Annotated in this window: 18 protein-coding genes and 2 pseudogenes; 16 read left to right on the top strand and 4 right to left on the bottom strand. The window is 37.3% G+C overall.

The window, feature by feature from the left end:
• The first annotated feature begins 72 nt into the window (after positions 1-72).
• From AC5LWL_RS18115 to AC5LWL_RS18085, 7 genes are all read left to right on the top strand, one after another.
• Positions 73-1,671: an ABC transporter substrate-binding protein gene (locus AC5LWL_RS18115; RefSeq protein WP_493435610.1), complete on the top strand. Its 1,599-nt coding sequence runs from the start codon at positions 73-75 to the stop codon at positions 1,669-1,671.
• Positions 1,672-1,845: 174 nt separating this feature from the next.
• Positions 1,846-3,321, top strand: coding sequence for a glycoside hydrolase family 32 protein (locus AC5LWL_RS18110; protein WP_493435609.1), 1,476 nt, complete (start codon positions 1,846-1,848; stop codon positions 3,319-3,321).
• Between the two features lie 37 nt (positions 3,322-3,358).
• A complete protein-coding gene (locus AC5LWL_RS18105) occupies positions 3,359-3,610 on the top strand; it encodes a hypothetical protein (protein ID WP_493435608.1) in 252 nt (83 codons plus the stop codon).
• Positions 3,607-3,870, top strand: a complete 264-nt coding sequence (locus tag AC5LWL_RS18100) for a hypothetical protein (protein ID WP_493435607.1) — start codon at positions 3,607-3,609, stop codon at positions 3,868-3,870. The genes AC5LWL_RS18105 and AC5LWL_RS18100 overlap by 4 nt, the downstream gene beginning before the upstream one ends.
• A 76-nt stretch (positions 3,871-3,946) precedes the next feature.
• Positions 3,947-4,291 carry a hypothetical protein gene (locus tag AC5LWL_RS18095; RefSeq protein ID WP_493435606.1) on the top strand — a complete coding sequence of 115 codons (345 nt, stop codon included), beginning with the start codon at positions 3,947-3,949 and terminating at the stop codon, positions 4,289-4,291.
• Between the two features lie 71 nt (positions 4,292-4,362).
• Positions 4,363-5,889, top strand: coding sequence for a glycoside hydrolase family 32 protein (locus AC5LWL_RS18090; RefSeq protein WP_493435605.1), 1,527 nt, complete (start codon positions 4,363-4,365; stop codon positions 5,887-5,889).
• Between the two features lie 222 nt (positions 5,890-6,111).
• Positions 6,112-7,443, top strand: a complete 1,332-nt coding sequence (locus AC5LWL_RS18085) for a GntT/GntP/DsdX family permease (RefSeq protein WP_493435604.1) — start codon at positions 6,112-6,114, stop codon at positions 7,441-7,443.
• A gap of 715 nt (positions 7,444-8,158) precedes the next feature.
• Here the strand turns inward: AC5LWL_RS18085 and AC5LWL_RS18080 are convergent.
• On the bottom strand, positions 8,159-9,004 hold the full coding sequence (locus AC5LWL_RS18080) for a MurR/RpiR family transcriptional regulator (RefSeq protein WP_493435603.1): 846 nt from the start codon (positions 9,002-9,004) through the stop codon (positions 8,159-8,161).
• Positions 9,005-9,155: 151 nt separating this feature from the next.
• On the opposite strand from AC5LWL_RS18080, the gene gnd reads away from it, so the two are divergent.
• Positions 9,156-10,052: a phosphogluconate dehydrogenase (NAD(+)-dependent, decarboxylating) gene (gene gnd / locus AC5LWL_RS18075; protein ID WP_493435602.1), complete on the top strand. Its 897-nt coding sequence runs from the start codon at positions 9,156-9,158 to the stop codon at positions 10,050-10,052.
• 1,479 nt (positions 10,053-11,531) lie between these two features.
• On the opposite strand, the gene gntK is transcribed toward gnd, so the two are convergent.
• On the bottom strand, positions 11,532-13,076 hold the full coding sequence (gene gntK / locus AC5LWL_RS18070) for a gluconokinase (protein ID WP_493435601.1): 1,545 nt from the start codon (positions 13,074-13,076) through the stop codon (positions 11,532-11,534).
• Between the two features lie 436 nt (positions 13,077-13,512).
• Between gntK and AC5LWL_RS18065 the strand changes: the two genes are divergently transcribed.
• The 5 genes from AC5LWL_RS18065 (at position 13,513) to AC5LWL_RS18045 (ending at position 19,279) form a co-directional block, all read left to right on the top strand.
• Positions 13,513-14,526, top strand: coding sequence for a LacI family DNA-binding transcriptional regulator (locus AC5LWL_RS18065; RefSeq protein WP_493435600.1), 1,014 nt, complete (start codon positions 13,513-13,515; stop codon positions 14,524-14,526).
• 149 nt (positions 14,527-14,675) lie between these two features.
• Positions 14,676-15,968, top strand: coding sequence for an ABC transporter substrate-binding protein (locus tag AC5LWL_RS18060; protein ID WP_493435599.1), 1,293 nt, complete (start codon positions 14,676-14,678; stop codon positions 15,966-15,968).
• A gap of 87 nt (positions 15,969-16,055) precedes the next feature.
• Positions 16,056-16,940 (top strand): carbohydrate ABC transporter permease, encoded by an 885-nt coding sequence (locus AC5LWL_RS18055; protein ID WP_493435598.1) that lies wholly within the window; start codon positions 16,056-16,058, stop codon positions 16,938-16,940.
• Positions 16,937-17,824: a carbohydrate ABC transporter permease gene (locus AC5LWL_RS18050; RefSeq protein ID WP_493435597.1), complete on the top strand. Its 888-nt coding sequence runs from the start codon at positions 16,937-16,939 to the stop codon at positions 17,822-17,824. The genes AC5LWL_RS18055 and AC5LWL_RS18050 overlap by 4 nt, the downstream gene beginning before the upstream one ends.
• A 129-nt stretch (positions 17,825-17,953) precedes the next feature.
• Entirely contained in the window at positions 17,954-19,279 is a 1,326-nt protein-coding gene (locus AC5LWL_RS18045; RefSeq protein ID WP_493435596.1) for an alpha-glucosidase/alpha-galactosidase, read from the top strand.
• 541 nt (positions 19,280-19,820) lie between these two features.
• On the opposite strand, the gene AC5LWL_RS18040 is transcribed toward AC5LWL_RS18045, so the two are convergent.
• Both AC5LWL_RS18040 and ilvD read right to left on the bottom strand, forming a co-directional pair.
• Complete coding sequence (locus AC5LWL_RS18040) at positions 19,821-20,459, bottom strand: bifunctional 2-keto-4-hydroxyglutarate aldolase/2-keto-3-deoxy-6-phosphogluconate aldolase (RefSeq protein ID WP_493435595.1); 639 nt, start codon at positions 20,457-20,459, stop codon at positions 19,821-19,823.
• A 13-nt stretch (positions 20,460-20,472) separates the two neighbouring features.
• Positions 20,473-22,116: a dihydroxy-acid dehydratase gene (gene ilvD / locus AC5LWL_RS18035; protein WP_493435594.1), complete on the bottom strand. Its 1,644-nt coding sequence runs from the start codon at positions 22,114-22,116 to the stop codon at positions 20,473-20,475.
• 130 nt (positions 22,117-22,246) lie between these two features.
• On the opposite strand from ilvD, the gene AC5LWL_RS18030 reads away from it, so the two are divergent.
• From AC5LWL_RS18030 to AC5LWL_RS18020, 3 genes and pseudogenes are all read left to right on the top strand, one after another.
• Entirely contained in the window at positions 22,247-22,543 is a 297-nt protein-coding gene (locus tag AC5LWL_RS18030) for an IclR family transcriptional regulator domain-containing protein (RefSeq protein ID WP_493435593.1), read from the top strand.
• An 88-nt stretch (positions 22,544-22,631) separates the two neighbouring features.
• Positions 22,632-23,150 (top strand): annotated as a pseudogene (locus tag AC5LWL_RS18025) (PfkB family carbohydrate kinase); the annotation flags it as partial.
• 402 nt (positions 23,151-23,552) lie between these two features.
• Positions 23,553-25,411, top strand: a pseudogene (locus AC5LWL_RS18020) (alpha-galactosidase); the annotation flags it as partial.
• Positions 25,412-25,479: the final 68 nt, after the last annotated feature.

Genomic DNA, 25,479 nt, shown 5'->3' with positions numbered 1-25,479 from the left:
TGAACTAATTAGGATAGGAAGAAATTCAAAGAAGCTTTTTATAAAATAAAAAATAGATGGGGGAACACTTTTATGAAGAGAATGAGCAAAGTAATGCTGACTGCATTTGCAACTGTATTAATAACAGCAGGATGTTCTGATAAAAATGAAAGCGCTTCAACTGATTATAAGCTTTCGAATGTTAAATTTCCATTAAAAGAAGAAGTAACCTTAAATTTTATGACGCAAAGTTCGCCGTTGGCACCAAAAGATCCAAATGAGAAATTGGTTTTTAAAAGATTAGAAGAGCAAACTGGTGTACACATCGATTGGAAGAACTATACAAATGAGTCGTTTGTGGAAAAAAGAAATATTGCGATTGCCAGTGGAGATCTTCCAGATGCTATATTTGATGCTGGTTACAGCGACTATGACTTATTAAAACTAGCAAAAGATGGCGTGATTGTACCTATTGAAGATTTAATTGAAGACTATATGCCCAATTTGAAAAAAGTATTAGAACAAGCACCAGAGTATAAATCACTAATGACTGCTCCAGATGGCCATATTTATTCCTTCCCGTGGATTGAAGAGTTGGGAACAGGAAAAGAGGCGATTCAAGCGGTTGACTGCTTCCCTTGGATCAACAAAGAATGGCTGGATAAATTAGGGTTAGAAGTGCCAAAAACAACAGACGAGTTAAAGACAGTGCTAAAAGCTTTTAAAACGCAGGATCCAAATGGAAACGGCAAAGCGGATGAAATTCCAATGTCCTTTAGAATCAACGGTGGCGGAGAAGATTTATCCTTCCTATTCGGTTCATTCGGTCTAGGGGACAACTGGGATCATACGGTTGTTACAAATGATGGGAAAGTAAAATATACAGCAGCTGATGAAGGCTATAAAGAAGCAATTAAATTCTTTAATGAGTTAAACAAAGAAGGATTAATCGATGTAGAAGCATTTGACCAAGACTGGAATACGTATCTAGCAAAAGGAAAAGATGAGCGTTATGGTTTGTATTTCACATGGGATAAAGCAAATATCACGGGAATGAATGATAAATATGATTTATTAGCTCCATTAGCTGGTCCAGATGGTCAGATAAACGTGGCAAGAACAAATGGAATTGGTTTTGATCGAGGCAGAATGGTTGTTACTTCTGAAAATAAAAACTTAGAGTTAACTGCTAAATGGGTAGACCAATTATATGATCCACTTCAATCCGTTCAAGATAACTGGGGAACATATGGGGACGACAAACAACAGAATATTTTTGAGTTTGATAAAGAAGCAGGAATGTTAAAACACTTGGCATTAGAAGGAACAGCACCAGTTGAGTTAAGACAAAAAACAAGTGTAAATGGTCCATTGGCTATTCTGGATGAATACTACGGAAAAGTAGCAACCAAACCGGATGATGCTGCATGGAGATTAGATTTAATGAAAAAAGTAATGGTTCCACATATGAAAGCAGATAATAATTATCCAAAAGTATTCTTCTCAATAGAGGAATTAGATAAACTTACATCTATTGAGACAGATTTAGTTGCCTTTGTAAACAGAAAACGTGCGGAGTGGATTACAAATGGCAAAGTAGAAGAAGAATGGAATGATTACTTAAAAGAGCTAGATCGCCTTGGTTTACAAGAATGGTTAAAAATTAAACAAGATGGATACGATCGCCAATAGTTCTAAATGAGGAGAGCTGTATCAGCCATCAACAGCTCTCTCTTTTTTCTCATACATTTCCAATAAAAAATTTTATTAAAGTGCGTGTTCAAAAAGAAGGATAAAAAGGACCAAGAAGTTCGAGGTGTCATTTTTAACGGACTTTTTGAACAACCTCTTAAAGGAGCCTAAAAAATGATCAAACAATATACAGATCAATATCGACCGCATTTTCATTATTCACCAAAAGAGAGCTGGCTAAATGATCCAAATGGAATGGTTTATTTTAAGGGAGAATATCATTTGTTTTATCAGTTTCATCCAGATGGCACTACTTGGGGGCCAATGCATTGGGGGCATGCAGTAAGTAAAGATTTAGTTCATTGGGAGGAGCTGCCTATTGCTCTTTATCCAGATGAACATGGAACAATTTTTTCAGGAAGTGCTGTCGTGGATTGGCATAATACAACAGGATTTTTCCCAGATGCACCTGGACTTGTAGCCATCTATACAAGTCATGATATGTATCCAGAATCGGATCGACCGATGCAAAGACAAAGTCTTGCCTATAGTCATGATGATGGAAGAACATGGAGCAAGTATGAAGGGAATCCTGTACTTGCTGATGTGAATATAACCGATTTTCGTGATCCTAAAGTATTTTGGCATGAGGAAACAATGAAATGGGTGATGATTCTAGCAACAGATCAAACCGTAACCTTATATACATCTCCAAATTTAAAAGATTGGGATTTTGCTAGTGAGTTTGGAAAAGAAGAGGGATCTCATTTGGCTGTTTGGGAATGTCCTGATCTATTTAAATTACCTGTGGATGGGGACCAAAGCAATGAAAAATGGGTGATGATTGTCAGCATTGGCGATAATGTAAATTATAAAGAAGGCTCAAGAACACAGTATTTTATCGGAACCTTTGATGGCACTACATTTACAAATGAGCACTCAGCGGAAACAATTCTTTGGCTTGATTATGGCAGAGATAATTATGCAGGTGTTAGTTGGTCAGATATACCAAGCACGGATGGGCGAAGAATTTATATTGGCTGGATGAATAATTGGCGGTATGCTAATCAATTGCCGACAGAAAAATGGCGTGGCGTTATGACATTGCCAAGGGAATTAGCGCTTGTTTCAACAGAAGAGGGAGTTCGTCTTATCCAAAACCCAGTAGCAGAGATGAAACGTATACAAAAAGAACGAAGCTATTCTCAAGAAGATATCCTTCTTTCTTCTACTGCGCTATCTGTCCCATTGTCGCATCCTTTAGTAGAGTTGAATGTAGAAATTGAAAATAAAGACGCCAGTAAATGGGGAATAGAGCTTTATTATAATGAAGATGAAAAAACGATTATCCATTATGATACGTTAAAAAATCTTCTATTTGTTGATCGCACAGAATCTGGAGTAAGTGATTTTTCCGACTCCTTTTCGGCTGTACAAGAAGCACCAGTAAGAAGCAGAGATAACAAAGTGAAACTGAAACTTTATATTGATCTTTCTTCCGTAGAGGTATTTGTAAATGATGGAGAAGCTGCCATTACAACCTTGGTGTATCCGAAAAATGGCGTGGAAAAAGTCACTGTATTCACAGAAAATGGAGATGCAAAAGTATCTTATTTAGAATGTATAGAGTTGGATAGTATCTGGGGATAAGTAAATGATAATTTCGTGTTGCTGACCGTTAGGATAGGTGGGGAACGCGGAGGACCGCGGAATTATCGGGAGAAGCGCGGAATTATTGAGAGGAACGCGGAATTATCGGGAGAAACGCGGAATTAACGAGAGGAGCGCGGGATTATCGGGAGGAACGCGGGATTATCGGGAGAAGCGCGGAATTAACGAGAGGACCGCGGAATTATCGGGAGAAGCGCGGAATTATCGGGAGAAGCGCGGAATTATCGGGAGAAGCGCGGAATTATCGGGAGGACCGCGGAATTATTGAGAGGACCGCGGAATTATCGGGAGAAGCGCGGAATTAACGAGAGGACCGCGGGATTATTGAGAGAAGCGCGGAATTACCGGGAGGACCGCGGAATTATGGAGAGAAGCGCGGAATTATCGGGAGGACCGCGGAATTATCGGGAGGACCGCGGAATTACCGGGAGGACCGCGGAATTATTGAGAGAAACGCGGAATTATCGGGAGGAGCGCGGAATTACCGGGAGGACCGCGGGATTATCGGGAGGACCGCGGAATTATTGAGAGAAGCGCGGAATTATCGGGAGGACCGCGGAATTATCGGGAGAAGCGCGGAATTATTGAGAGGAACGCGGAATTATTGAGAGGACCGCGGGATTATCGAGAGAAGCGCGGAATTAACGAGAGGAGCGCGGGATTATCGGGAGGACCGCGGGATTATCGGGAGAAGCGCGGAATTAACGAGAGGACCGCGGAATTATCGGGAGAAGCGCGGAATTATCGGGAGAAGCGCGGAATTATCGGGAGAAGCGCGGAATTATCGGGAGGACCGCGGAATTATCGAGAGAAACGCGGAATTATCGAGAGAAGCGCGGAATTATTGAGAGAAACGCGGAATTATCGGGAGAAGCGCGGAATTATTGAGAGAAACGCGGAATTATCGGGAGGAACGAGTGATATTTTGTCAATAACCAACCATCAGTGAATGAGGAAGGAATAATTTCACTGATGGTTTTATTTGTTTCAAATAGGAAGTGGCAATAAACAAGGAGGGGTATGAAAATCAAAAAGCTATGGATGGTTATTATAGGGATAATTTTTTTTATTTTAAGTGGATGTGAGTCAGGTGGTATGCAAGTAGTGGATAAACAGGATGGCTTTTATTCTGAACAATATCGACCACAATATCATTATTCATCAAAGGTGGGGAATTTGGCCGATCCTAATGGGCTTGTGTTTTTTGAAGGAGAGTATCATTTATTTCATCAACAAAATGGAACATGGGGACATGCAATAAGTACAGACCTTTTCCACTGGAAGCAACAGGAGGTAGCGTTGGAACATGATATATTAGGTCAAGCACTTTCTGGAAGTGTTGTGGTTGATTGGAATGATTCCACTAAATTTTTTGATGGAAAAGCTGGACTTGTAGCTATCTATACGAATACATCTGGCGGGCAGGCGCAAAGTATTGCCTACAGCAAAGATAAGGGGAGAACATGGGAAAGATATGAAGGAAATCCGGTTATAAAAAACCCGAATCTAAAAGACTTTCGTGATCCGAAAGTTTTCTGGCATGAGGAAAGCAAGAAATGGGTAATGGTTGTTTCTACTGATAAAAGTGTAACCTTTTACCATTCAGACAATTTGATTGATTGGACTTATTTAAGTAAGTTTGGAGATAATCAAGGCTCACAAGTTGCTGTATGGGAGTGTCCAGATTTATTTAAATTAAAAATAAATGGGGAAGAAAAGTGGGTGCTTCATGTAAGTGTTGGGGATAATGACATTACAAACGGCTCGACAGCACAGTATTTTATAGGTGAGTTTAATGGCAAGGAATTTATTAATCAAAATGATCCACAAACAGAACTATTTACCGACTATGGACAGGATTATTATGCTACGCAAACATTCTCCGATATACCGGATAAAGATGGAAGAACTATTTGGCTTGGCTGGATGTCAAATTGGCGTTATCCTTATCAATCTCCTACAGAGCCTTGGATGGGGGCAATGTCTATTCCAAGAGAATTAAGTTTACATAAAGATCAGGATGGAAAAATCCATTTAGTACAACAGCCTGCCAAAGAAGTAGAAAAACTTCGCAGCAACCAGAAAAATATTAAAGCCTTTACAATAAAAAATGAAGCGAAAAAAATTGATTTTACCGGAAGAACGTATGAAATAGAAGCAGAGTTAGAGTGGGATCAATTAAATGAATTTGGCATTCGTCTTCGAAAAGGAAAAGAAAATGAAACAGTAGTAGGTTACAATCAAAAGGAACAGAAAGTATTTCTAGATCGTTCAAAGGCTGGTCTTGATGTAATAGAAGACCGCAACCAAGGAGAATTCCAGTTTGGGAGAAAATATGAAGCTAGTTTGCCAACAGATAATAAAATAATGAAATGTCGAATTTTTGTAGATGAATCTTCCATAGAAGTATTTATTAATGATGGGGAAAAAGTATTTACCAATTTGATTTATACTGATGAGCAAAACGATGGGATAGAGATTTATGTAGATGAAGGGGAGCTTTCCGTCAAGTCAATGAATATCTACCCATTAAAGTCTATTTGGTAAGAGAAAGGTTATAATAATATTAGTATTTCATAAGCTAATGATGGAGAGGTAAACTTTCTATGATTGGCTTTTTTGTTTATGTTAAAAAATAGAAAATAAGAAATAAATATTTTTCTTAAAACTATATTGATTTAAGAAAATTTTTTCCGTATAATAAGTTTATAGAAATAAAACGCTTACAAAAAAGATTGTGGAAAACATAATATAAAAGGTGGGAGTTTCATGGATGCGTATTTATTAATTATTACGTTGCTTTCAATTGTTATTGTTATATTAGGAGTTTCCTTGTTTAAGTGGCACGCATTTATAAGTTTAACAGTAGCAAGTATGTTTTTAGCCATTTTATCTGGCTTATCTTGGGATAAAATTGTAAGCGCTTATGAAACGGGAGTAGGCGGGGTTTTAGGTCATTTAGTTGGGATTCTTGCACTCGGTACAATCCTTGGGAAAATGCTTTCTGAATCAGGTGCAGGTTTACAAATCGCGAACTTTTTTGTAAGGGTTTTCGGAGAGAAAAAACTGCCTTGGGCAATGTTTTTGTCAGGATTTATTATCGGCATACCCGTATTTTTTGAAGTAGGAATTTTAATTTTATTACCGTTAGTAATTTCAATTCAAAAAGCAACAAAGAAAAATATCTTATTAATTGCTCTTCCTGGTATTGCAGGGTTATCGATTGTTCATGGACTTGTGCCTCCACATCCTGGCGCAATTGCGGCGATCGGCATTTATGGTGCTAATTTAGGGAAAGTCTTATTATATTCATTAATAATTGCGCTTCCAGCAGGTATTATCGGTGGGCCATTATTTGCTAAATGGGTAAATAAACGTGTTATTCCAAAAGGGGAACCTGAATTAATTCGTATTGAACAAAAAGATGAATCTGATTTGCCTAGTGTAGGAATTTCGTTCTTATCGATTTTATTACCGGTTATTTTAATGATCATTGGAACTTCAGCACCATATTTAAATTTTTTGCCTGAGCAATTTAAAAGTGCATTAACTTTTATTGGAAGTCCGCTTATTTCCTTATTGCTTGCTTGTTTTTCCGCTTATTATTTCCTTGGTTTTCGTCAAGGCATGGATAAAGATAAAATTAAAAAGTTTACAGAAGATTGTATTTTACCTGTTGGATCCATTGTATTAATCATTGGAGCTGGAGGAGCGTTTAAACAAGTATTAATTGACAGTGGGGTAGGAACAACGATTGGTAATATGTCTGAAAGTTTATCTTTATCTCCATTAGTGCTTGCTTTCTTAATAGCTGGATTAATTCGAATTGCTACAGGTTCGGCAACAGTAGCTTTAACAACTGCGGCAGGAATTGTTTCGCCAATTATTGCGAATATGTCTGGAGTGAATCTGGAATTATTGGTAATTGCAACAGGTGCTGGTTCGTTAATGTTCTCGCATGTAAATGATGCAGGTTTCTGGATGGTAAAAGAATATTTGGGATTGACGGTAGAGGAAACGTTTAAAACGTGGACTGTTCTTGAGACGGTATTATCGTTTGTCGCTTTTGGAGGCGCTTTATTAATCAGTTTGTTTGTATAAGTTAGTGGGATGCCAATTGCTGGCATCCCTATTTAATGTAATTTTGCTTTTGTTGTGTGCTAGTAAGATGGAGGGAAGAGATTTAGGGGAGATTGTTAGGCTAGAGAATATGAAAAAAGGTTTCGGCTCTCTTAATGGGTTCCGCAGGTGGAATACACTTCGCTTTCCTGTGGGCGAGGGACGAGCCTCCTCGCTGCGCTGCGGGGTCTCGTCTTTCTCGCATTCCCACGGGAGTCTTCGTGTATTCCACCTGCTCTCTGCTTTAAACTTATACTATAAAACAAAATAGAAAGCAGCTTCTTTTCATGCGCCATGGTGCAAATTTTGTTTGCATAGGTTTCTACCTTGAAAAGAGGCTTTGGATCTTTCAGTGGTTCCGCAGCCGGAATACACTTTGCTTTCCGTGGGTGCGGGCAGAAGTCTTTAGGCATTTTCCTGTCTTCTTCGGCAATACAAATTGTAATTTTTTCTTTTGATACGTTTAAATTTATACATTTTGGGGTATCCTTTAGAATAATTAGCTCCTGTCGTAATGTAGCTCTGATTTGTTTTAAATTAATCTACGAATTTACGAGTAAGGAGCTAGTTTTCTTTTCAGTGATCTTTTGGAATCGCTTGTCTCATTTTCCAGCAGTGGTCTAGTGTATTTATTGTTCTGTGCTGCTGCTTTTTTAGAGAAGATTCAAAAAGGGAATAATTTTGAAAGATCTAACGGTTACATTCGTGTATCGGAAATGGCATTTCTTATTTTTTCTAGCGATTTATTGGCAACTTCTTTGTTTAAGATCATCATATTTACATATAATGCATCTATTAAGCTTAATTGAGCGATTCTTGAAGAAAGTGCTTCCGAACGGTATTCCGTTTCCTCTGAGCTTGTAAAGAGGGCCACATCTGCATTTTGAGCAATAGGTGATTTAGGATAGCCTGTTATACTAATTGTTTTTGCTCCATTAGTTTTTGCTGTTTTTAATATATTTATAGTGTCTTTGTTTGTTCCTGAATGAGAGATAATGACGGCTATATCATCTTCTGATAATTGGGAAGCAGACATTAGCTGAAAATGAGAGTCAATAAATGAGAACGCTTTTATACCTGTACGTACGAACTTATGAAATGCATCCATTGCAATGATAGCAGAACCGCCAGTTCCGTAAAATTCTACTCGTTTTGCATTGATAAGAAGATCAACTGCCTTTTGAATAGAATGCTCGTTTAAAATTTGCAGCGTATTTTCTAATGTACGTATATTTGATTGAAATACCTTTTCTGTCACTGTTTTTACCGTGTCTTGCTCATTTATTTCTTCATGGATTTGTTGAATTGGTTCAATAATTTCTGAAGCTAAAGCAATTTTCATCGCTTGATATCCCTTGAATCCAATTCGTTTACAGAAACGAAAAACAGTAGCATCTGCAACCTTTAAATCTTCCGCCAATTCATTAATAGTACTATGAATAATTTGTTCCGGATTTTGCAAGATGTAATCTGCAATTTTTTTCTCTTTTTCACTTAGCCTAGCATAATAGGATCGTATTTTCCCAATACAATTTTGTGCCATTGTTTTCGTTCCTTTCGAGTTTAATGTAAAGTTAGTATAGCATAAAGAAGAATTGAAAAAATATTTTTTAAAAAGGTTTTCATAATGAAAAAAATTTCGTATAATAAGAGTATAATATGAAATAATTTTTCAATAGGGAGTGATTTGAGTCATGCATATTGGTTTAATAGGTCTTGGAAAAATGGGATATAATTTAGGCATGAATTTAATCGATCATAAGTATAGTGTAACAGCTTTTGATGTAAATGTAAGCGCTGTAGAAAAAATAATTACAGACGGTGCGAATGGAGCCTCTTCCATAAAAGAACTTGTAAATAATCTGCCTAAACCGAAAGTTATTTGGGTAATGGTACCTTCAGGCGATGTTACTGAAAATATTTTAAAAGAATTAGCAGGGCTGTTAGGAGAAGGTGATATCATTATTGAGGGAGGGAATTCCCATTATAAAGATTCAATCCGTCGATCCAATGAGCTGGCAGAGAAAGGGATTTACTTATTAGATGTAGGCACAAGCGGAGGTACTTCTGGGGCACGAAATGGAGCTTGCATGATGATTGGTGGAGAGAAAGAAATCTTTCGTCAAATGGAAAAACTATTTTTAGATATTTGCGTAGAAAGCGGTTACGTATATGCTGGGAGAAGTGGAAGTGGTCACTTCTTAAAAATGGTTCATAATGGTATTGAATACGGCATGATGCAAGCGATTGCAGAAGGGTTTGAACTATTAGAAAAAAGTGAGTTTGAATATGATAATGAAAGTGTAGCAAAAGTGTGGAATAACGGTTCTGTTATTCGCTCATGGTTAATGGAGCTAACAGAAAATGCATTTTCAAAAGATCCTAAGCTCGCAGGAATAAAAGGGATTATGCACTCATCTGGTGAAGGAAAATGGACATTAGAAACAGCATTAGAGCTACAAGCATCCATGCCCGTAACAGCTTTATCTTTAATGATGCGCTATCGTTCACTCGAACAAGATACATTCGCTGGAAAAGTAGTCGCTTCATTAAGAAACGAATTTGGAGGCCATAGTGTAGAAAGCAAATAAACTAGTAGAATGATATAAAAAGTAAGAATATAAAAAAAGACCATTCAACAAAACTAAAGATCAAAAAGAAGCTGGGACATAAGTATTCCAGCCGAAGATAAACCCGAACCATGATACGAAGATGTATCATTGTTTGGGTTTTTTATTTATGTAAGGTTTGTGGTAATCACCCGCAGCCTGCTCCATTTTCCAATCTATTTCATTTTTTTCTTGGTGAAAGAATTAGGTTTTAGAAAATAGCCTTTAAAAAACGAAGTGGAATGGAGCTACAAACACTCTTCTTCCCGCGGAAAACGAGTGTTTGTAACGCAATGGAACAACCTAGTTTTTATACTTAACTCAAACTTCGCAGTTATAAATTCCTCTTTATGTATTAGCATAACTTGGTTTAGAGTAATTAGAAAAGGATGATTAATTCGTGTTTTTTTTGCAAACATGATTCCGTATAAATAGGGGCAAGATTCTCGTTTCAGGATGCTCGCTTTCCGTGGGGCGTGCGATGAGCCTCCTCGGCGCAAGCGCAAGCGCCTGCGGGGTCTCATCTAACCCGCTAATCCCACAGGAGTCTCGCACCTTACACTCCAATCAAGCCGTTTTGATTCAATAGTTGCTGTCGTTGAACTGGTGAAAGCATCCATCTTATAGAAATAGACTAAAAGTGCACATTTTGGGAGAACAACGTTGAATAATAAACATAAAAAATCAACGCGCTACTAGTATTTAGTCATCATACCTTGTCATGAAATTCGAAGACAAGAACTTATTCTAAAACAGGTTGCTTGTAACGGAGGGTGCGAAGACTCCTGCGGGAAATGTGGGAAGGCTGAGACCCCGCAAGGCAACGCCGAGGAGGCTCAGCTCCCACCCCGCGGAAAGCGAAGCAACCCGTAGTGGAAAGCAACCCCCACAATAAAAAACAAGCCTCCCATTTTATTGTTAAACCGAGTAATATCAAGACTTGCAAACGAATTTGAAGGTGCGAAGTTTGAGTTAACTATATGAAAAAACATAAATAAACAGTATAGGGAAGTAATCATTTACGTGCTAAATTAGAGAATGTTCGTCTTTACCTATTATCTATTTAGTTATGTCTCAGCCTCTTTAAAGTTTCACAAAGCACAACTGTAAAAAACTTTCAGGCTGTATAGAACCATTTTCCTATCAAGAAACGAATACCCTCAGATAGACAAACTATGCAAAAAAAAATCTGCATCATGGCATACGAAAAGAAGCATCTTTCTATTTTGTTTTATGGCCAAAGTTTGAAGCAGGGAGCAGCCAGAATACACGAAGACTCCTATGGGAATTGCGGGACAGGCAAAACCACACAGGAGCATAGCTCCGAGGAGGTTCGCCGCCCGCCCCATGGAAAGCGAAGTGTGTTCCGCCTGCGGACTTATTGAGAGAGCCAAAGCCAGCCTAAAAAGCCCAAGAAAAATCTTGGGCCAGTTCCTTACACGAATAGAACAAGTTGATGTTTTATTTTACCCATTTACGTTGGAAATCAGCAATCTGATCGTATTCATTTTCAAGAAGTCTAGATACACGGATAAAAATGGGTGTTAAATCTTGATAAATGTCTACATTTTCCTTTATTGGTTTATGAGAATGTGTGCTGCCAACTAATTCTTTCATGATAGAAAAATCTTCTATATCTCCTAAAGCATACATTCCTAAAACAATAGCTCCAAGACATGAGCTTTCGAAACTCTCTGGAACAGTCACCTCTTGATCAAAGATATCTGCCATCATTTGCCGCCATAATTCAGAACGAGCGAAGCCACCAGTTGCTTGAATTTGCTTTGGCGCACCAATCACTTCTTGTAAGGCAAGCATTACAGTATAAAGATTAAAGATTACTCCTTCTAATACAGCACGCACCATATGTTCTTTTTTATGATGCAGCCCAAGTCCAAAAAAAGATCCTCTTGCATTGGAAGTCCATAACGGAGCTCTTTCCCCTGCCAAATAAGGATGGAAAAGCAGTCCATTAGATCCTGGTGAAACACGGGAAGCGATTTTCGTTAACACTTCATATGGATCAATGCCGAGACGTTTTGCCGTTTCTACTTCTGAAGAAGCCAATTCATCTCGAACCCATCTAAAGGTCATGCCGCCATTGTTTACAGGTCCGCCAACTACCCAGTGGTTTTCCGTTAAGGCATAACAAAAAATTCTTCCTTTTGGATCAGTAACAGGCTTATCCGTTACTGTTCGAATAGCGCCGCTTGTGCCAATCGTTACGGCAACAACCCCTGGATCAATAGCATTTACACCAAGATTAGAAAGAACGCCATCACTAGCACCAATTATAAAGGGTGTTTCTTCTGAAATACCAAATTCTTCAGCATAGTCTGCTTCTAAACCTTTAAGATAATAAGTGGTAGATACAGGTTCAGAAAGCTGATCTTCTGAAATACCGGCGATTTCTAGTGCTTGTTTATCCCATGCAAGTTCCTTTAGATTAAACATCCCAGTTGCTGATGCTATGGAGTAATCAACCATATATTTACCAAACAATTTATAGAAAATATATTCTTTAATACCAATAAATTTAGCTGTTTTTGAAAAAATGTCTGGAAAATCTGTTCGTAGCCACGCTATTTTTGAAAGCGGTGCCATCGGATGAATTGGCGTGCCTGTTCTTCGATAAATTTCCATGCCATTTAATTCATTTTTAATTTTAGCTGCCCAATCTGCTGAACGGCTGTCTGCCCATGTAATACAACGGGTCAAAGGGTTTCCTTTTGAATCTAAAGCGATTACACTATGCATAGCAGAGCTGAAGGAAACGAGTTTTAAATCAGCTGTATTGATTTTTCCTTTTTTTAAAGTAGTCTTTATCGTATCTCGAACTGCTTGAAAGATTTCCTCAGGATCCTGTTCCGCAATACCAGGAGCAGGGCTATATAATGGATATTCCACATGATGCATACTAATGACTTTACCAGCCTCGCCAAAAAGAACAGATTTTGTACTGGTTGTTCCAATATCAACGCCTAAATAGAAGGAATTATTTAACATATATAAATCTCCTTTGTATGGAAGTATTAAAGTGGTTATTCCAAAAATGAACAACAAAAGCAAGTGATATCGCAGTTGCGACCCAAACTTTCTTTTCTAAGTTCGTTTGCTTCTAGTTCTTCTAATTTTGAACACACTTTAAAGTGACGATGAGATAAAAAAAATTTACTGACAACAAAATGTTTATAGAAAAATTTTTTCTTCTCTTCTATTTTAAAGGAAAAAATAGCGTTTTGGAACTGTTTTCATAAAAAAGTCTCCCACTTTTTTTACAAAAATTAAGATTGTTCGTTGTTCACATTAACAACTTGGTAGTATTGCTTTTGACGAATAATGTAGAAAAATTTCTGAGAAAATTTCTTGTTTTTTTCTGGGATTCCATTTACAATCAGCTTATGAATAAAATGTTAGCGTTTTCATAAAAGGAGGTGTTGAAATGAAGGTGACGTTAAAAGATATTGCAGAAAAAACAAATGTATCTATTTCCACTGTTTCCAGAGTACTTAATAATCATCCAACATCTGTTGATCAGCATAAAATCGAGGAAATTGTAGCACTCTCTAAAGATTTAGGCTATAAGAAAGGTAGAAATACTCAGCGAAAAGACGAGAAATTTTCTGAGGTGAGGTTTGGTTGTGTTCTTTACAATATGAAAAGAAAATACTATGATCCTTATTTCTCAGAAATTATTTATGGAATCGAAAGAGAACTTTTAGATCAAGGACATATTTTAAGTTTTACATATGATACGAAGGAGCTTATTCAATCCAATTATGCTCTTGATGGAGACAATCTTGCCATTATCAGTGTTGGATCTATGGAAAAAGAAATTATCTCCACGTTGGCAAAGAAGGCACCGGTCATATCTGCTGGCGGTATTCCAAACAATAATGTAGATTTTGTAACCGTCGATTTTTTTCAAGCTGGAATGAATGCTGTTACTAACTTGATCGAAAAAGGCCATAGAGATATAGGTTTTATAGGATCCTCTATTAGAGATTCTAATTTGTTATTGGAAGAAGAAGGAAGATATCTTGGCTACCAAGAAGCATTAAAAAAACATAATCTTCCTCTTATTTCTGAATGGGTGCAAGAGGGGAAATTTGAAATAACAGAAGGTTTTCATGCAATGAATAAAATCTTAGAACAAAAGAAGAGACCGACAGCTGTGTTTATAGCCAGTGACAGGATGGCATATGGAGCATATAAAGCTATTCAAAGTGCTGGACTTTCTATACCAAAAGACATCTCAATCATCGCATTTGATAACTTGGAAATGTCATCCTTTTTAACACCTCCATTAACAACTATTCATGTATATAAAGAAGAGATAGGAAGAATTGCAGTTAGAATGCTTATACAAAAAATTCAATATAATAATAGTTTGCCTTTACAGACAATTGTTCCGACAAAACTAATTGACCGCAATAGCTGTAAGTTTTTAATATAAAACGAACGAAGCGTCCATTTGTTCAAAGTAGGAAAATGGACGCTCCTGTTGATCAATCCTGCATCTATCATGCCAAGTATTAAAGAAGAAGCTGTTTTCTATTACCTTTATCCATAATAAATGAGCTGACATTAAAGGAGGAACTTTTCATGAAAAGGAATTTATTGAGACTGATTGCTTTAATTGGAATAATGACACTTATTACTGGATGTGCAGCACCACAAGAAGAAACGAGTGGCGGAAAAGATGGAAAAGAAACAATAGAATTTGTATATTGGGCTGGGGCGCAGGGAGAGGAAGCTGCTTTTTCTGAGTTGATTGCAAAATTTGAGGAAGAAAATCCTGCAATTAAAATAAAGGCCAGCCTTGTGCCACCTCCAAACAACGGTGATTATTATTCTAAGCTGCAAACACGATTTGCTGCAGGAGATGCACCAGATATTTTCCGCTCGCAATATCAAAAGTTTGGGGAGTTTTCAAGTCAAGGTGCTCTATTAGACGTAACAGATTTATTTGAAAAGGAAAAAGTCAACTTTAATTCAAGCTTAATAACAGCTGTTTCATATGACAATAAAATATTTGGTCTTCCCCATCATACAGATACCATTGCTGTTTTTTACAATAAAACGTATTTCGATAAACTTGGCATAAAAGCACCTGAAAAATTAGAAGATGCATGGACATGGGAAGAGTTTTTAGAGATAGGTAAAAAGATTAAAGACGAAGGGCTAGCAAAAAACGGAATCGGAGTTGCTTGGAATGCAACATCTGCCTATCGATCGATCCCTTTTTTCTCCCAGCATGGAGCTGCATTATTAACGGATGATTTAAAAAGTGGGAATATTGCAACAAAAGAAGGGGTAGAAACATTCTCCTTTTTGAAAAAAATGTATAAAGAAACGATGTCTCCAGGAAATAGTCTGAAAAGTTCGGATGATTATAATATGTTATTCACTTCTGGAAATGTGGGGATGTTAATCAATGGAAATTGGATGATTCCTAAATTTGAAAGCGACATGAAAGATTTTGAATGGGGCGTTACGTATATGCCAAAAAATGAAACCGCTTCCTCGGATTTAGGCGGGAATGGATTAGCAATTGCTGCTGAAACGAAACATGCAAAAGCAGCTAAAAAGTTTCTTAGCTTTATGGGGGAAAAAGAGAATATGAAGTATTTTGTTGAAAAGGGATTGTTTCTCCCTGGAAGAACGGATATCTCTGATTTCACTTATCAGTTGAAAGATCCAAAAATGATGAATGTGTTTATTAATCAGGCAACAACGATTCCTGAACAACAAGCGAAAGTTGTAACTTCTACTAATTTTTCTACTATCAATCAAGCTTTAGCTGATTCACTTGATGAATTATTTACATCGGATGCATCACCAGAGAAAACAGCTAAAGAATTAAATAAAAAAATTAATGAATTAGTGAAAAAATAATCAGAAAAGCAGCAATATTTGTTTACTACCATAAGAATGGAGTAGCTCCGCCCTTTTCGATACTTTAAAAAAAATGGAGGGATGATCATGGCGAATATAGCAAGATGGTATAAAAAGCATTCTACCAATATAGCACCATATCTATTTATCACGCCTAATATACTCTTGTTTCTGATATTTATGATACTTCCTATTGTATTTACATTTTATTTAAGCTTTCATAATTGGGGTATCTTAGGTAAACCAACATTTATATTCTTCGAGAATTATATAAAACTTTTTTCTGACCATATTTTTTGGGTTGCATTAAGCAATACCGTTTATTATACGGCAGGTACGGTGCCTTTTAGTGCAGCATTTGGTTTATTGGGAGCAATCTTGCTTAACCGTAAAATACCACTCCGGTCTTTTTTTAGAGCCATATTTTTTGCTCCGGTCGTTGTATCAATGGTAGCTGCAGGTTTGATTTGGTCTTGGATGTTTAATCCGAATTACGGATTATTTAATGAAATACTGTCGAGATTTGGATTGGAAGGTGTCAGCTGGTTAAGCTCCTCTACCTGGGCAATGCCTGCCATCATTTTAACGACACTTTGGTTAAGGATTGGTTATTGTCTCGTTATTTACCTCGCTGGACTACAAGCAGTTCCAGATGAATTATATGAAGCGGCAAATATGGATGGAGCAACAGCCTTTCAAAAGTTTTGGAAAATTACTTTGCCAATGATTAAGCCGACTACTGTTTTTATTATTGTGATGGAAGTTATTCATGGATTTATGGTCTTTGATTTAATTTACACGATGACAAATGGAGGACCAGGATTCTCCACAACCGTCATCGTCCAATACATTTATCAAAAAGCCTTCCAAGAGGGACAAATGGGATATGCATCAGCAATGGGAACGGTTTTCTTCCTTATTATGATGATCTTAACGGTTATTCAATTACGCTTAGGGAGGGATAAAGAATGAAAACAGAAATAGAGACGGCGAAAAGTCAGGAAGCAGTATATAACGTACCGTTAAAAAAAATCCGGCCAAAAAACATAAAAAACAAATTGATTTTTCTTCTGTTAAGCTGTGCCGCTATTCTTTTTTTAACTCCATTTCTTTGGATGGTCTCCACTGCATTAAAGACACCAGCTGAAGTACAGTCAAAAGAGGTTCATATTTTTCCTGAAACCATGCAATGGGGAAACTTTTCGGATGCCTTGCAGGCCGCTCCATTTGCTGGATATGTTGGTAACTCGGTTATTGTCACTGTTTGCGCAGTTCTTTTAACGGTATTTATCAACTGTCTTGCTGGCTTTGCTTTTGCAAAATACAAATTCAAGGGAAGGAATCTTCTATTCATAATGGTACTGAGCACATTAATGATTCCTGTGCAAATTACGATGATTCCCAATTTTTTTATTCTAAAAGAAGTTGGATGGCTGAACAGCTACGCTGGTTTAATCGTTCCAAGAGCTGCTGAAGCTTTTGGTCTCTTTTTGGCAAGGCAATATATGATGAATATTCCTGATTCCCTTTTAGAGGCAGCAAGAATAGATGGGGCAAGTGAATTTAAGATTTTTGTAAAGGTTATTTTGCCGAATATAAAACCACTTCTAGCTGTTCTTGTCATATTCACAAGTATGTGGCGGTGGAATGAGCTTGCATGGCCATTAATAGCTGTTTCTGAAAAGAGCATGTATACCGTTCAATTAGGCTTGGCCTCATTAAAAGGAGAGCATTATGTGGAATGGACACAACTTATGAGTTTAACTTTATTATCCTTAATTCCGATGCTGCTCGTATTTTTCTTCTTTCAACGATTTTTTATTAAAGGGTTGGTGAACTCCGGAATGAAAGAGTAACCTTTTTTAAAGAAACGAAAATTTGAAAGACAAAGTATAAGCCTGCTTTTAGTCATTAAGAAGGGTCGGGATTTTTATTGTAAAAACAGTTTTTATTAAAAAGGAAAATAAAAATTGGGAGGAATTATCATGGCGAAAATTACGATTATTGGTGCAGGAAGTGTTGTATTTGCAAAGAGATTAATTACGGACGTGTTAAGTTTTCCAGAGTTGGCGGATTCTGTTTTTTCGTTAACGGATATTGATGCAAATAGACTGCAGACAGCAGAAAAAATGGTACAGACGATTATAGAGGCAAATGGCAATAAAGCGAGGGTAGAAGCTTCACTGGATAGAAAACTGGCTTTGCAAGATGCTAATTATGTTTTAAATTTAATTCAAGTAGGCATGCATAAAGCGACAGTACTTGATTTTGAAATTCCTAAAAAATATGGCTTAAAGCAAACGATAGCGGATACATTAGGGGTTGGAGGAGTATTCCGTGCACTTCGAACTATTCCTGTTTTGTTGGATATTTGCAGAGAAATGGAAGAAGTATGTCCAAACGCCTATCTATTAAACTATACAAATCCAATGGCAATGTTAATCCTTGCTATCCAAAAAGCTTCTTCTATTAAATCAGTTGGCCTTTGTCATAGCGTGCAAAATACAACGGATGATCTTGCTTCTTACTTATCACTCCCAGCAGATGAATTGCAATATAAAGTAGCGGGTATTAACCATATGGCTTGGTTTTTAGAATTAAAACATAATGGAAAAGATTTATATCCAGCCCTTTTTGAAGCCATGAATAAGGCAGAAATTTATAATAAAGACAAAGTTCGTTTTGAGATGATGAGAAGATTGAATTATTTTGTGACAGAATCTAGCGAACATATGTCAGAGTATACTCCTTATTTTATAAAAAGAGATCATTTAATTAATCAATTTGATATTCCAATAGATGAATATATTCGTCGAAGTGAACAAAATTTGCAGCGGTTTGCTGAGACAAAATTAAAAATTGAAAAAGGCGAACCGATTTATACGGAAAAAAGCCATGAGTATGGAGCGCCAATTATTCATTCGATTGAAACAGGTACGAATCGTGAAATTTGGGGGAATGTAATGAATACGAATTTAATTACAAACCTGCCAACAGATGCATGTGTAGAAGTTCCTTGCCTTGTTAATAAAAGAGGAATTCAGCCAATCCATGTTGGGGATCTGCCTCCACAGCTGGCTGCGATGAATCGCACAAATATTAATGTACAGCAGTTAACGGTTGAAGCAGCTTTAACCGGAAATATTGATTACGTATATCAGGCAGTAATGATGGATCCGCATGCATCTTCTGTTTTATCATTAGATGAAATTTGGAATATGACAAAAGAATTAATAAGAGCGCACGGAGATGCTTTGCCTGCTTTTAATAAGGGGAGAAACCTGTTTTCTAAAGAAGGCGTCGTTCTGTAAGCAGACGGATTAAAAAGAAAAAGACAGGGACATAAGTATTCCAGCCGAAGATAAACCCGAACACTGATACGAAGATGTAAAAAATATTTCGTATCATGGTTTGGGTTTTTTGTTCATGTAAAAAAGAAGGTTTGTGGTAATCACCCGCATCCCGCATACACTTCGCTTTCCGTGGGGCTCGCGCTGAGCCGCGGAGTCTCGTGTATTCAGGCTGCTCCATTTTCCAATCTATTTCGTTTTTTTCTTGGTAAAAGAATTAGGTTTTAGAAAATAGCCTTTAAAAACGAATTGGAATGGAGCGGAAGACACTCGACTCCTGCGGGAAGTAGAGGAAAGCGAGTGTCTGTAGCGCAATGGAACAACATAGTTTTTATACTTATCTATTAAAAAACATAAATAACCAGTATAGGGAAGTAACCATTTACGTGCTAAATTAGTGAAGGTTCGTCTTTACCTATTATCTATTTCGTTAGGTCTCAGTCTCTTTCTAAAGGTAAGAAAGTAGAAAAATTTTTGAAAAATGAAGTCTATAAGAGAAAGTTTAATAATTTGCTAGTTTATCAACAAATAATCTTGCTCTTTTTTCTACTTCTGCATAGTTTCCTTTTGTAATTCCGTTTGTTAAGACACTGCCAATTCCAACAGCAAAACTTCCATTATCCAGCCAATCCACTACATTTTCTAAGGAAACTCCACCAGAAGGCATTAGGTTAATAGTAGGAAGCGGTCCTTTTATATCCTTTATATAACCTGGTCCCATTAAACCTCCAGGAAATACTTTAACCACATCGACCCCTGATTTTAATGCTTCGACCATTTCGGTAGCACTCAAACAGCCAGGCAGATAAGGAATGGAATATAAATTACAGATACTGCTAATATCTTTTGAGAAATGAGGACTGACAATATAGGTAGCCCCACTAATAATCGCTAATCTTGCTGTTTCTGCATCAAGCACGGTGCCAGCTCCAATAACAGTTTCTTGCTTCTTATTATCAAGTGACAATTTTTTTATGACATCGATCACATTAGGGGTGGTGAACGTTAACTCAATATTTTGAATCCCAGCTCTTATACATGCAGTGGCTATTTCGTACGCCTCTTGTTCATTTTCACCCCGAATAACGGCAACTACTTTGCCAGCATGTATTTGATTTAATATTTCATATTTTTTTAACATAGGAATAGCCTCCTTAAAGTGATAGAACTCGCACTGCGCCACTTGCTGCTGATTTGGAGCTTTGAGAATATAATCGTAAAAATTTACTAGCATCTCGTTTTAAAACTTGTAGTTGTTCTTTACGCTTGTTTAGTTCGTCTTCTGCCACTTCTAATGTTAGAGAACGGTTCGGAACATCTATAGAGATAATATCTCCGTCCCGAACAAGTGCTATTGTGCCTTCTTCAGCTGCTTCTGGGCTAACATATCCAATCGATAAACCGGCAGATGCACCTGAAAAACGACCATCAGTAATTAACGCAATTTCTTTAAATCTTGCTAACACTTCTGTACAACGATGAAGCTCTCTCATGCCTGGTCCGCCTTTTGGTCCTTCATAGCGGATAACTACAGCATGGCCTTCTTCAATAATATCGTTTTCAAAAGCTTCTAAAAAATCTTCTTCTGAATTGAAAACAATAGCAGTTCCAATGAATTTTTTTCGATCATCTGAAATAGCAGATTGTTTAATTAATGCGCCTTCTCTTGCTAAATTACCTTTCAGTACAGCAATACCGCCTTCTTTGTCTATCGGGTTTTCTAAAGAGTGGATAACCTCACGATCAAAAACTTTTGCCCCGTTTATGTTTTCACGAACTGTTTTTCCTGTGACTGTCATGGCATCTAATTCTAAATGGCTACTTAGTTCATTCATTAATGCTGGCATTCCTCCGGCGCGTTGCAAATCATTTGTTGTATATTCATTGTTATTTGGAGTTACACCAGCGATAAAAGGAACATTTCGGCTAATTTCATCAAATAATTCAATTGGCAGTTCAACGCCAGCTTCATGGGCAATTGCTGGAAGATGCAGACAAGCATTTAAAGATCCACCCATTGCAAGTAAAGCAGAAATCGCATTTTTAAAAGCAGCAAAATTTAAAATATCGCGAGCTTTAATATCTTTTTTCACAAGTTCGACAATTTTGCGCCCTGCTTCTTCTGCTGCTTGCAGCTGTTCGTCTGATAACGCTTGCATCCAAGACGATAAAGGTAAAGACATACCGAGTGCTTCAGATAGTCCTTGCATCGTGTTGGCAGTTCCAAGGAAAGGGCAGGCGCCTGCACTAGGATAGTATTTTTTTGTTACTTCTACTAAGCCTTTTTCATCTAACTTGCCAGCAAGGAATTGTTGTCTTGCTGCTTTTGATTCTTTTGGTTTTATATGATTAGGCATAACACCACCAAGTACAACAAGACTTGGTAAATTTAAACGAGCACTTGCCATCAGCATGCCAGGGACAATTTTATCACAGGAGCTTAACACAACCATCCCATCAAAGATACCATGGGATTTTACCATTGTTTCGACACTGTCAGCCACTACTTCTCGACTTGGAAGGGAATACTTCATTCCATCATGTCCTTGGGCAATGCCATCACATACTGCGATGGTATTAAATTCTAAAGGAAGCCCGCCTGCATCAATGACTCCTTTTTTGACATGGTCTGCAAGCTGCCTTAAATGTACATGTCCAGGAACAATTTCATTCCAAGAGTTAGCAATTGCGATAACAGGCCTATCCATTTTGTTATAGTCAATACCACAAGAACATAAATGAGATTTTAAGATAGCACGAGTATAAGGCTTGATCGTTGATAAACGATTTTCCATCATTTTTTGTCACTCCTAATGAAATAATATAGAGAAGCGGAAACACATAGATTGATAGTGAAAAAAATTTCTTCTTTTTTATGTTGTAATAAAAAAATATTTCTTAATTACATTGTAATGGATAAAAATATAAATGGAAGTGTTTTCACAAAACGGTCATAATTTTTTTGAAGCGCTTACTTATTTAACGAATAAGCAGCAGCTGGAAAATCAACTAACCTTTTTCAACAATCTTGGATATTCCATTGATAATGAAGATGGGCTATTTTGTTTAGCAGCTCCTATTTTTGGGGCAGATAACAAGCTTCAAGCAGCAATAAGTGTGGCTGGTCCTAAGGAAAGAATGGTTAAACAAAAGGATTTTATTGTGGAAAAACTTACAGATACAGCAAAGAAGGTTGCCTCAAGTATTGGCTATGGAATTGCATAAGTAGTTTCTATTAAATATGCTGGGTGGGAATCTAAGGTTTTAAGTCTTATAGATTCCCAGGCAATCAAGGAAGGAATGAGAAATGTAAATGGATGTAGTAAGTATAGGAGAAACAATGGTATTGTTTTCACCTAATGAAAATGGCCAGCTCCGATATGTTCAAAATTTTTCTACTCGCATAGCAGGAGCTGAAACAAATACATTAATTGGTTTAGCGAAGCTTGGCTACAAAACGGGGTGGATCAGTAAGATTGGGAAAGATGAATTTGGCAAGAGAATTCGAAACAGTGTTAGAGGAGAAGGAGTAGATGTTTCTTTTTTAACAGAAGATGAAAACGCTCCCACTTCGTTATTTATTAAAGAGCAAACAACCGCTGCTCACGACATAATTGGATTGGAAGGTTTGTCGGTGTCCACTATGCTTAGAAATCCCCATCTTGCTAAAGCCATTAGTGAAGTATCATAGTCTGCGTTCAAAAGCATGATCGAATATAAAGCGAAATGGTATGGAAAACAAGTCGTGACAGTGGCTAAAAACTTTCCTTCCAGTCAACTCTGTTCTTCATGTGGCTATCAAATAAGCTCTTGTCTTCGAATTTCATTACAGGGTATGATTACTAAATACTAGTAGCGTTGATTTTTTATGTTTATTATTCAACGTTGTTCTCCCAAAATATGCACTTTCCGTCTATTTCTATAAGATGGATGTTTTCACCAGTTCAACGACAGCAACTAATGAATCAAAACGGCTTGATTGGAGCGGATATGCGAGACTCCTGTGGGATTAGCGGGTTAGATGAGACCTAACAGGCGCAAGCGCCGAGGAGGCTCATCGCACGCCCTACGGAAAGCGAGCATCCTGAAACGAGAATCTTGCCCCTATTTATAAGGAATAACGTTTACAAACAAACATCCAAAAAGACGAATCAATAACTGCGAAGTTTGAGTTGATGGGAAAACGTATTAGAGCAGCAATCAAATAATCAGAGAAAAGGAGAAAAACCTAACTATGCTTATTTATTTTGATGAGAAGAAAAAAATATTTCACTTAAGAGCAAAAAATACAAGTTATGTTATGCAGATTGTGAGAGAAAATTATTTGGCTCATCTTTATTGGGGAAATAAAATACGGAATTTTAGAAATAGCAATCCGATTCAGTATGTAAATCGTGCCTTTTCAGGAAATCCTAATAAGCAGGATAGAAGTTTTTCACTGGATACTCTTCCTCAGGAATATCCGCAATATGGAAATACGGATTTTCGAACTCCCGCCTATCAAATACAGTTGGAAAATGGATCGACTATAACGGATTTGCGTTATAAATCTCATAAAATAGTAGATGATAAGAAGAAGTTAGTTGGGCTTCCTGGAACGTATGTGGAAAAACAAAAGGAAGCAGAAACATTGGAGATTATTCTCGAAGATTTGGTTGCAGGAATGGAAGTACAATTAAGTTATACGGTTTTTGCTGATTATGATGTTATTACCCGGTCCGTAAAAATTTGTAATGTTGGTACTCAAACGTTAAAGGTTTTGAGTTGCTTAAGTGTCAATGTTGATTTTCGTGAAAGTGACTTTGACTTGCTTCATTTATATGGTGCTTGGGGCAAAGAGCGCCATATAAAAAGGCAGCCGTTAAATCCTGGCAGATAGTTCAAGAGGGGCAAGCAGCCATCAGCATAATCCATTTATAGCTTTAGTAAGGAAGGATGCTACAGAAGATTTCGGGGAAGTATTTGCGTTTAGCTTTGTGTATAGTGGGAACTTTCTTGCACAAGCGGAAGTGGATCAATTTCAGAATACGAGAGTTTCAATGGGAATAAATCCATTTGATTTTAGCTGGAAGCTTAGACCGAATGAAGTCTTCCAGGCTCCAGAAGTGGTAATGACTTATTCTAATCAAGGCTTAGGAGAAATGTCGAGAACCTTTCATGATTTATACAGGAATCATTTATGCAGAGGAAGCTATCGGGATAAAGAAAGACCAATCTTAATTAATAATTGGGAAGCGACTTATTTTCATTTTAATGCAGAAAAGATAGAAGCTATTGCCAAGGTAGGAAAAGAATTAGGAATGGAGCTTTTGGTACTAGATGATGGCTGGTTTGGCAACCGCAACGATGACACTACGTCATTGGGAGACTGGTTTGTCAATACAAAAAAATTGCCAAATGGTTTAGAGGATTTAGCTTTGCGTGTGAAAAGTCGTCAAATGAGTTTTGGGCTATGGTTTGAGCCGGAGATGGTATCAGAAGATAGTGATTTATACAGAGCACATCCTGATTGGTGTTTACATGTGCCAGAACGAGCCAATTCTGAAAGCAGACATCAGTTAGTATTGGATTTTTCTAGGGATGATGTTTGTGAGGAGATTACCAGAAAAGTTGCTGCTATTTTATCAAGCGTACCTATTTCGTATGTGAAATGGGATATGAATCGACATATGTCGGAAATTGGTTCAGCAGCAAGGAGTGCAGATCAACAAAGGGAAACTGCCCATCGTTATATGTTAGGTTTATATAAAGTATTGGAAGAACTTACCACTTGTTTCCCGCATATTTTATTTGAAAGCTGTTCAGGCGGGGGTGGACGCTTTGATCCTGGAATGCTCTATTATATGCCGCAAACTTGGACTAAGTGATAATACGGATGCTGTTTCAAGACTGAAAATACAGTATGGAACAAGTCTTGTTTACCCGATTATCACAATGGGATCTCATGTTTCAGCTGTCCCTAATCATCAAGTTCACCGTTGTACATCCCTTGAAATGAGAGGAGATGTAGCGATGTCTGGAAATCTTGGCTATGAGCTTGATTTAACAAAATTGACAAAAAACGAGAAAAAGATAGTCAAACAGCAAATAGCTACATCAGCTCCGAGGAGTAAACTTTGATAAAAAAATGTGAAAGATGTTAAAGTAACTTATTCACATGT

The organism is Niallia sp. WK069_GA_01 (assembly GCF_983173855.1).
Note: the sequence above shows the minus strand (reverse complement) of the source record. Positions and strands in the feature narration are given on the sequence as shown.